9 protein-coding genes and 1 pseudogene are annotated in these 7,429 nt (G+C 46.9%); 3 read left to right on the forward strand and 7 right to left on the reverse strand.

From position 1 onward, the window contains the following. Positions 1-152: 152 nt before the first annotated feature. From NFS35_RS28275 to NFS35_RS28290, 4 genes and pseudogenes are all read right to left on the reverse strand, one after another. Positions 153-452 carry a YciI family protein gene (locus tag NFS35_RS28275; protein ID WP_251210301.1) on the reverse strand — a complete coding sequence of 100 codons (300 nt, stop codon included), beginning with the start codon at positions 450-452 and terminating at the stop codon, positions 153-155. A 77-nt stretch (positions 453-529) separates the two neighbouring features. Further along, the gene (locus NFS35_RS28280; RefSeq protein WP_408629663.1) at positions 530-931 is read right to left on the reverse strand and encodes a winged helix-turn-helix domain-containing protein; all 402 of its coding nucleotides are present in this window, start codon (positions 929-931) and stop codon (positions 530-532) included. Further along, a pseudogene (locus tag NFS35_RS28285) lies at positions 911-1,237 on the reverse strand (DeoR family transcriptional regulator); the annotation flags it as partial. The gene NFS35_RS28280 and the pseudogene NFS35_RS28285, both read right to left, overlap by 21 nt. Further along, the gene (locus tag NFS35_RS28290; RefSeq protein ID WP_251210302.1) at positions 1,238-1,423 is read right to left on the reverse strand and encodes a hypothetical protein; all 186 of its coding nucleotides are present in this window, start codon (positions 1,421-1,423) and stop codon (positions 1,238-1,240) included. 530 nt (positions 1,424-1,953) lie between these two features. Here NFS35_RS28290 and NFS35_RS28295 point away from each other — a divergent pair. Further along, entirely contained in the window at positions 1,954-2,766 is an 813-nt protein-coding gene (locus NFS35_RS28295) for a helix-turn-helix domain-containing protein (RefSeq protein WP_008395951.1), read from the forward strand. Positions 2,767-2,894: 128 nt separating this feature from the next. On the opposite strand, the gene NFS35_RS28300 is transcribed toward NFS35_RS28295, so the two are convergent. From NFS35_RS28300 to NFS35_RS28310, 3 genes are all read right to left on the reverse strand, one after another. Beyond that, entirely contained in the window at positions 2,895-3,512 is a 618-nt protein-coding gene (locus tag NFS35_RS28300) for a hypothetical protein (protein ID WP_251210303.1), read from the reverse strand. Between the two features lie 41 nt (positions 3,513-3,553). Then, complete coding sequence (locus tag NFS35_RS28305; protein ID WP_044930668.1) at positions 3,554-3,766, reverse strand: helix-turn-helix domain-containing protein; 213 nt, start codon at positions 3,764-3,766, stop codon at positions 3,554-3,556. Positions 3,767-4,020: 254 nt separating this feature from the next. Continuing rightward, the gene (locus NFS35_RS28310) at positions 4,021-5,556 is read right to left on the reverse strand and encodes a recombinase family protein (protein ID WP_251210307.1); all 1,536 of its coding nucleotides are present in this window, start codon (positions 5,554-5,556) and stop codon (positions 4,021-4,023) included. Between the two features lie 135 nt (positions 5,557-5,691). On the opposite strand from NFS35_RS28310, the gene NFS35_RS28315 reads away from it, so the two are divergent. Together NFS35_RS28315 and NFS35_RS28320 are read left to right on the forward strand one after the other, a co-directional pair. Next, the gene (locus tag NFS35_RS28315) at positions 5,692-6,018 is read left to right on the forward strand and encodes a TnpV protein (protein ID WP_251210304.1); all 327 of its coding nucleotides are present in this window, start codon (positions 5,692-5,694) and stop codon (positions 6,016-6,018) included. 136 nt (positions 6,019-6,154) lie between these two features. Next, positions 6,155-7,387 (forward strand): tyrosine-type recombinase/integrase, encoded by a 1,233-nt coding sequence (locus NFS35_RS28320; RefSeq protein ID WP_251210305.1) that lies wholly within the window; start codon positions 6,155-6,157, stop codon positions 7,385-7,387. The last annotated feature ends 42 nt before the right edge of the window (positions 7,388-7,429 follow it).

Here is a 7,429-nt window from a genome sequence, read left to right on the forward strand (position 1 = left end):
AACCGGTGGTTCGCTAAGGAAAATCAGTGGAGCGGAACTACGTTCCGCTCCGGATCCGCTGGCGCGAAATAATCAGCCGTTTCATGTGGCGGCGATTATTCAGTTTTCATGTGAGCCGGATTCTGTTTCCCCAGTGTTGTTTCTTGCCGCAATTACAGCAAGTAATTATTTTCCCGGTTTGCAATCTGTAAACCAACTAATTTGTAGGTTGCATATCCTCCCATAACCAATGGTTCCGATTTGCAAATATCTTCCGCTTCTTCACGGTTCTCTGTTTTTAGGATATACATACCTGCCATTCCCGGATAGCCTTTAAAGACACCGCAGATTTCCAGCTTTCCTTCATCGTCCAGCTTTCTGATGTTCTCAACGTGTTCCATAACTACCTGTTTTGTCATTTTATTATAGGTCTTGCTTTTCTCAATCATCATCATGTACATCAATTTTTCCATACGATTTTCTCCTTTACATTCTATGTGGTTCACTGGGGTTATTATATTATATTTATCCGGCAATAGCAATCTGTCTGTCACTTCCCCAAAGCAAACTTATAGCCTACACCTAAAACGGTCTTTATGTAAGTGGGCTTGCGGTTGTCCGGCTCTATCTTTTTCCGCAAATTGCATATCACACTGGCAACACTGGACTGGCAGCTTTCGCTTTCCATGCTCCACACGGATTCAAAAATTTGCGCCTTTGTAAATACCCGCCCCGGACTGGCGGCAAGGTAGCAGAGTGCGCCGTATTCCAAACGGGTGAGATAGATGTCTGTACCGTCTTTCAGTACCCGGCGTTGGTGTAATCTGATTTCCAATCCCGGAAAAATCAGTGTGGGGGAATGGGGTGGCTGTATGGCTTCCAGCGGTATCATATCGGCAAGGGCGGCTATGGCTTTCTCAACCGCTTTTTCTTCCTCCTTTTTGGGAAGCAGCGTGTAAATGCGGTTCGGTTCTCCCACGCCCTGACGCACCCGCAGGATCAGTCCGGCGTCCTCCAATTCTTTCAGGGAACGCTTGACGGTCACGGAGCTGCGGGACAAGGCCGCTGCCAGCTCCACAATGGGGAACCGGACAAACAATATCCCGTTGGTATCCTCCATACCTCCCGCAAGGGTGGCGTCCAGCAGACGGGCATACATGACTTTTGCGGTGCTGCTGACCGGCAACCGCAGCATGGCGGTGGGAAGCGGCATACAGGGCGGCAGAACGGTGTCTGCGGTCATAAATTCAAATTCCATTTAGTCGGTTTTCTCCTTTCGCTTGGCTCGTTTGGACAGGTAATGGGGACAGTCGATCACAACAGCCCGGAAGCTCTGTTTGCACTCATGCTGACACTTCCGGCACAGGTCGTTGTAGGCCACACGCTCCCGGTCATTGAGGAAGAAGGGCAGCTCCAACTTCCGTTTCTTGCTCATTCTCGGCATGGTGCCTCCTATCATAGAAAATCCGCCCATTTCAGCCGTAACGGTAGAGATGGGCGGATAGCGGTTTTTGGTGTCATGTTTCGGGGCGATTCTCAAGGAAAATGCGGCCATAGAGCCGCTTGGAAAAGCCCCATAGTATCACGGACAGGGCAGACTACGCCCCGCTGATTTGTCATGTTTGGGTAGCGTTTTGGTGTCAGTTCTGCCGGGTTTCCCTGATGTCGTTCCTGCCCCTGAATCTCACAGCAGCGTTTTGTTCCCGTTGGTACGCTCGCTGCGGTCAAGGTTCCTCCAACTCCTTGCCGCAGGTCGTCGCGCTACATCGCCGGAGAGCATATCCCATCAGGCCGGTCATTCGATTGGAATAATCCATCGATGAACTGACTACATCATAGCTCATTTTTGACCCCTTTCCCGTATGTCCAGAAAATAGGAATACCGCCCCAAAATCGAAAATTTCCACGATTTCGGAACGGTATGGTATAATGAAAATAATAATGGCAACCAGCCACAGGAAGGAGTGTCCGCCCATGAAGGGAGCGACCACCATACAGGAACGCCTTTGGGAACTTCGCAAGGACAAAGGCTTGAATCTGGAAGAACTGTCACAGAAAACAGGCATTTCAAAATCTGCTCTTGCCAGCTATGAATCGGATGATAACAAAGAAATCAATCACGGCAGCCTCATTGCACTGGCAGACTTTTATGAGGTGTCTATTGATTATCTGTTTTGCCGGACAGAAAACCGGGAGCAGATCAACACCCCGCTATCTGAACTGCATTTGACTGATGAAGCCGTGGAACTTCTGAAAAGCGGTCGTATCAACAACCGGCTTCTTTGTGAGATTGTAACCAATGATAAATTTGAGCAGCTTATGACCGATACGGAAATTTACATTGATGGTCATGCAACCTCTACCTTCCGTACTCTTTATGAATCTTTGGAAGAACAGCGGCAAGTTATTGTTCAGAAATACAAGCAGGCGGACAGAGATTTCTATTCGCAGACACTTCTTGCCGCAGAAGTAAAGGAAGAAGATTTTTTCTGTCATGTGACGCACAAAACATGGGACGCCATTCTCCACGATATACGGAAAGCCCATGAGCATGACATTGACAGCACACCGGACTATTCCCTCGCAAAGAAGATGGGTCTGGAAATCCGAAAAGCCATTCAATCTTCCGGGGACTATCTTGGAAAAGTGTGGGCAGTCATTTTCAATATGCTTGGCATGGATTTTTATAAGCTGTCCCCTGATGAACAGAAAACATTCAAAAAGGTTTTGTCAAAATCGCCCGCTATCAAAAACAGTCCGGTCAACTTCCGACGCAAGAGAAAATGAAAACAGCCGTTGTGCGAATGGATTTTCCTACAACGGCTGTTAATCTGGGGGATAATATTCACTTTTTATTCTTCTGCTATTGGAGTTGTGAGGTGCATCCTCTGAGAAATGCAAGTTGCAATTCGATATTACCACGGAAAAACAAAGTAAACTATTAAGGAACTAATTACTGAAGCCACAATAAATATCTTCTTGCTTTTTGCTCTTTTATAAAAAAGTAGCAAAAAAACAATCACGCCTACAACATCCATTAGCAGTTGAAACAGAAATGTATGATGCTCCAAAAAATAAATAAAAATTGCGGTTGCTTCGGCGGCTAAAGCACCTATCGGAAGAGAATATAATATGGAATTAAAAATATATTCTCTGTTCCAGTAGTATAAGATGTAGGCTGCTATTGCACAAGGAATTGAAAGAAGCGTAAACAGAACGAATAGCGAAAAACGAAAACCACCGGAAAATAGGGGTACAAACATTCCTAAAATTGCCTGTAATCCATAAAAACTCAAGGTCATTCCAAACATATACAAAAACGAACTAATTCCTGCACAAATATTAGACGTGCTTAGTAGAACAATGGTAGTATTAGTGATTATCCAAAAACCCAGTAATGTTTGGATTGACGAAAAACTCCATAATGTATCTGCGGGGAAATAATCCGCTAATCTGCAAATACACCCGACCAAAATTCCAACAAAAAAGATTTTTATATAAGATTTCGTACTATGTGTTAAAACTTTACTCATAAGCATTTCCTCCCAAGATTCAATTTGTTTTATTCCACATTTTAATTTTCTTCATCCTGCGTCAACTCAATCACATCTAAAATGCCACAATTTAGGGCTTCGCAGATACGCAGCAGTGTTTTCATACTGATATGCTCGCCCTTGCCCATGTTGGCAATCATGTTGGTTGTCAGACCGGCGGCAAGCCGCAAGTCCTCTTTTCTCATGCCACGTTCTTTCAAGGTGTTCCATAATGGCTGATAGCTGATGTTCATAGGCTTCCCGTCCCTCTTTCCATCGTCAAGTGTTCTGCACCCATTATAGCAGAAATCTTGCGTTTCCACAATATTTCTTGACCACACCGTCGTTTCCGTCTGGATTGTGCTTTTCCTTTCTCCGCTTTTATTACATCTAATTAGCCATAAGCTGTTTCATGCCTTGACTTTTTGCTCATGTGAGATAAAGAAGTAAAAGAAGTGTAAAAAATTTTGCCGTTCCCTGTCCGGCTGACTGCCGGACGGGTCGGGCTTTAGTCGGGCAATTCTACCTTGCCGACAAAAGAGTAATAGATTTCGATTTCCTGTCTGCGGAGCTTCCCCCGGCGTTTTCCGTCAAGGGCTTCCGATTCGTGGATTACGATTTTCTCCACAAACTCCCGCAACAGGGTAGGGGTGAGTTCCTCAAAGCTGGTGTACTTGCGTACCACTTTCATAAACTTTTCAGCGTTTGCCGTGGCTTCCAGCGTCTTAGAAAGCTCGCTCTGCAAGGCGGCGGCTTTCTCTTTCAGTTCCTTTTGCTCGGCTTCGTAGTCTGCCGAAAGCTCCGTGAAACGCTCGTCCGATATGCGCCCGGTCACGCTGTCCTCATACAGCCGCTTGAAGATGGCGGAGAGTTCCGCAATCCGTTTTTCTGCCGCTTCCAGTTCTTTCTTCTTTGCGGCGTTCCGGCGTTTGCTCTCGTCCTCGGTCTGGTCGGTCAACAGCTTCATAAACCGGGCTTCGTGCTTTGCGGCGTAGCTGGTGACTTTCCGTAAATTCTCGGTCACTCCGGCGGTCAAAAGGTCGGTGCGAATAAAATGCGCCGTACAGTCTGCCGTGCGCTTCTTGTAACTGCCGCAGATATAGCAGTCCTGCCGCCGCTTGTCCGTCTGATACCTCTGCTGGTACATGACGCTGCCGCAATCCGCACAAAACAGTATGCCGGAGAACAAGCCCACTTCATCATAGCGGTTAGGGCGTTTGCGCTGCTTGCGTAGCTCCTGCACACGCTCCCATGTGTCCCTGTCGATTATCTGCTCGTAGTGGTTCTCGAAGATTGCCTGTTTGTCCTCGCTGTTGTAGATAATCTTGCTGCACTTGTAGGATTGTGTGGTGGTCTTGAAGTTCACAAGGCAGCCCGTGTATTCCCGGTTTTCAAGGATATGCACCACGGTGTTCGCCGCCCACTTGCACTCGTAGCCGGGGTGGTAGCGGCGGGTTCTCCCTGTCCGGCGGTATTCCAGCGTTCCCGGCGTGGGGATTTCCTGCTCCGTGAGCATACGGGCTATCTTGGTCGGACCGTTCCCGGCAAGGCATAGGCTGTAAATCTGCTTCACCACGGGGGCGGCTTCCTCGTCAATGATGAAATTTTCGTCCTCGTCCATGAGGTAGCCGTACACGGGCTTGCTTGTGACGGGCTTCCCGCTCATGCCTTTTGACCGTTTCACGGCTCTGATTTTCTTGCTCGTATCTCTCACCAGCCATTCGTTAAAAATGTTACGCAAGGGGGCAAAATCGTTGTCGCCCTGTGCGCTGTCAACGCCGTCATTGATTGCAATGAAACGGACGTTTTTCTGTGGGAAAATCATTTCTGTGTACATTCCCACTTGTAAGTAATTTCGCCCTAACCGTGACATATCCTTGACTATGACTGTACCAACAAGCCCCGCTTCAATGTCGGCAAGCATGGACTGGAAGCCGGGTCTTTGGAAATTCGCCCCGGAATAACCGTCGTCCGTGTACCATTTCAGATTTGAAAAGCCGTTCTGTTTGGCGTAGTTTTCAAGGATTCGCGTCTGAGATGTAATATGTAAAGGGTGGTTTCTGCCACCTAATACATATGACTGCGGCTCATTTGTGGTGAATTGAAAAGCAGTTATAGGAAAGGAGCAGAAAAAGCCTTATAACCGCTGAAAATCAACACAAAAAGGAGCTGAAATGCTATGAAATCTCTATTTGAGGAAATGGGCGGTACATACCGTCAAGTGGGCGATTATTTCATCCCCGACCTTGTTTTGCCGGATGACGGCGAATATCAGATAGGCAAATACGGGCGTATGCGCCGCAGCTATCTGAAAGAACATCGAAAAATCCTTTACACCAATTATGTGGTAGAAGGTACGTTGTTCAAGCATCTGTCAGAGATTGACCAAGCCTGCAACGAGCGCATGGAAAACATCGTTTCCACCATGGCAAAGCAGGAAGGCGTGACCGAAGCACTCAAAGCGGCCGACCAAATGGAATGGGTGGGAAAAATCCAAAAGTTTTGATTTTCTGAAAAATCCAAACTTCAAAAAAATCCAAACTTTTACTCATAACCTCAATGAATGCAGTGTTTTGAAGGAAAAAAGTTTGGATTTCTTTTTTTCTTCATCTCCAGCTATCATAATGATGGAGGTGATATAGATGAATTTATTTCATTCAGACAAAACTTATGAAGATCTTCTTCAGGACATGCAGAAGGATGGATACAGCCAGAATTATATGAAATGTGTTAGACGCGAAATCCGCTGGTTGGAAAACCATCAGAACATTTATCATTTTGCTTCTTTTGAAGCTGCCTGTCAGATAAGGGTGGCGCAGACTTCGTCCCCGGAAACACAGGCAAACCGAAAAACGATTTATAATCTTTTTCACCGTTACAGCAAATATGGTAGCTTATCAGAAGGGAAACGTAATCCGCTTTTCAGGTTCGGGGCATACACACAGTTGATCGAGGAGTTTAAAAGCCTGCTTGATATTTATGAAAAAGAAAGCTACAGGCGCGGCCTTAAAACGGGGACAGTAAGGGCCAGTATCTCTGCCTGCAGCGGCCTTTTATTAGCTTTGCAGTCCTCCGGCTTCCGGTCACTGGAGGATGTGACAGAGCGGGATGTCCTGGATTATTTCTCCCGCAAAAAGCTCAGCAGCAGCACAAAGGTTAATATCGCATCTGTATTTGAAGCACAGACGGGCAGTTATTTCGATTCTGCCAGGCGCATCCTCACATACCTTCCCAATCTGCATCGCCGGCGAAAAAATATCCAGTATCTTACGGAAGAGGAAACCCAGGCTGTTCGCAGCGTACTTTCCGACAGTGAGGGTGGGCTTTGCCTGCGCAACCGTGCCATTGGCACTATCCTTTATTTTACAGGGATGAGATCCAGCGATGTGGCCGCCCTGAAATTTTCCGACATAGACTGGAAGAAAGAGGAGATCCGGATCGCCCAGAAAAAAACTGGTGAAGAACTGCTCCTCCCCCTCACGGCAGCAGTCGGCAATGCTATTTTTGACTATGCCACACAAGAACGCCCCGACAGCAACGATGAACACATTTTTCTCTGTAGAACAACACCCTGTAGACCGATCAGCCCGGGCACAGTGGGAAATATAGCCCAAAAAGTATATGAAGCTGCCTCCATACGCCAAAACAAAGGTGACAGGAAAGGGGCGCATCTGTTCCGTCATAACCTGGCGGCTTCATTTGCAGGCTCCGGCATCCCAGCCCCTGTCATCAGTTCCACTCTTGGACACAGCGATCCAGACTCGCTGAACCACTATCTTTCGGCGGATATCAGCCATTTATGGGAATGCGCAATCGGCATCAGAGAGTTTCCTGTCAGTGAGGAGCATTCTGGTGATATGTCAAGGGTTTTTTGAAAAAGATTTTGATATGTTTTTCGGGAAAAAGGGTAACTTTAA

The sequence above is a fragment of the Acetatifactor aquisgranensis genome (assembly GCF_943193215.1).
GTDB classification, from domain to species: Bacteria; Bacillota; Clostridia; order Lachnospirales; family Lachnospiraceae; genus Acetatifactor; species Acetatifactor aquisgranensis.